This window comes from Halobacterium bonnevillei (assembly GCF_009831555.1).
Lineage (GTDB): Archaea > Halobacteriota > Halobacteria > Halobacteriales > Halobacteriaceae > Halobacterium > Halobacterium bonnevillei.
On sequence record NZ_WUUU01000328.1, the window covers coordinates 1 to 1,435 of the forward strand.

Consider the following 1,435-nt stretch of genomic DNA (forward strand, 5'->3'; position numbering starts at 1 on the left):
CCTCGGGGTGGACGTTCTCGCCGCCAGTGACTATCTGGTCGGTCCGCCGGCCGCCGACGTAGAGGAAACCCTCGTCGTCCAGGTACCCCTGGTCGCCGGTCCGGAGGCCGTGCGGGCCGAACCGCCCGTCGGTCGCGGCCCCGGCGAGGTAGCCGGGCATGACGGTAGGGCCGGAGACGACGATTTCGCCGGTCTCCCCCGCCGGGAGCGGTTCGCCGTCGTCGTCGACGATTGTCACCTCGGTACCGAGCAGCGGGCGGCCGACAGATTCGGGAGCGTGCCGGGCTTCGCCCGGCCCGAGGGTCGCCACCTGGGACGTGGTCTCGGTCGCGCCGTAGGTGGGACACACCGGAACCCCGGCGTCCACCGCGCGTTCGACGAGTGTCGGCGGCGTGGGAGCCCCACCTACGAGCGCGAACCGCAGCGAGTCCGGGAGGCCCCCGGGGTGTTCGTCGAGGAGGCGCTTGAGCATCGTCGGCACGAGCGACACGCCGGCGCAGTCGTAGTCGGCGAGCGCGGTTCCGACCGTCTCCGCGTCGAACCCCCGGGTGAGGACTGCCGTCGTCCCGTAGAGCGCGGACCGTAACACGACTGAGAGCCCGCCCATGTGGTACAGCGAGAGCGGGCAGAGCCAGCGGTCGTCGGGGAGCACGCCGAGGCGGAACGCGGACGCGACGGCGCTCGCCGCGAAGTTCCCGTACGTCAAGCGCACGGGCTTCGGGTCGCCCGTGGTCCCCGACGTGAACAGCACCGCACGAGTGTCGGACCAGGCGAGGTCGGCAGCCTCGACCCTTGTTGGGTCGCGTGCGGACAGCGAGTCGGCCTCCCCGTCGCCGTCCACGCTCAGGACAGGCGTCGGCCCAAGGTCGACAGCCGCGTCCTCCGTGTCTCGCTCGCACACGCACAGGACCGGGCCGACGGATTCTGCCTGCGCGCGGAGTTCCGGCGTAGCCAGGCGCGCGTTCAGCGGCACGAGGACGGCGCCGAGGCGAGCGCACGCGAACGCCAGTCGCACGAACGCGGGCCGCGTCTCCATGATGACGGCGACGCGGTCGCCGCGCTGGACGCCCGCCGCTGCGAGTTGGCCGGCGATCGTCTGGACGTCGTCGTGGAGTTCGCGATACGTCCACGAACCGTCGGTGGCCGCGTCGACGAGTGCCACGGCGTCCGGGTTGCTACGCGTCTGGAGCGCGACGGCATCCCGCATCAGTCCGCACCTCCGGGGAGCGGTGACTCACGGTCCACGTCCACGCCGTGTCCTGGGCCGTCCGGGACGCGGATTCGGCCGTCCTCGACGGGGGCGGGATCGGCTGCGAGGTCCGCGTCGAGCCATTCCGCCGTCGCGAGGCCGCACGCCGGGACGTCGGGGAGGCTCGCGGCGAGGTGGACGGCCGCTGTACGGGCGACGGCGCCGTCGATGGTCGTCGTGACGACT

Annotated in this window: 2 protein-coding genes; both read right to left on the reverse strand. The window is 72.8% G+C overall.

Annotation, left to right across the window (positions count from 1 at the left end; genetic code table 11):
- Nucleotides 1–1,207, reverse strand: a 1,207-nt coding sequence (locus tag GRX66_RS18980) for an AMP-binding protein (protein WP_159527845.1), incomplete at its 3' end; no start/stop codon positions are given.
- On the reverse strand, nucleotides 1,207–1,435 hold a 229-nt coding region (locus tag GRX66_RS18985), incomplete at its 5' end, for an enolase C-terminal domain-like protein (protein WP_325064205.1). The genes GRX66_RS18980 and GRX66_RS18985, both read right to left, overlap by 1 nt.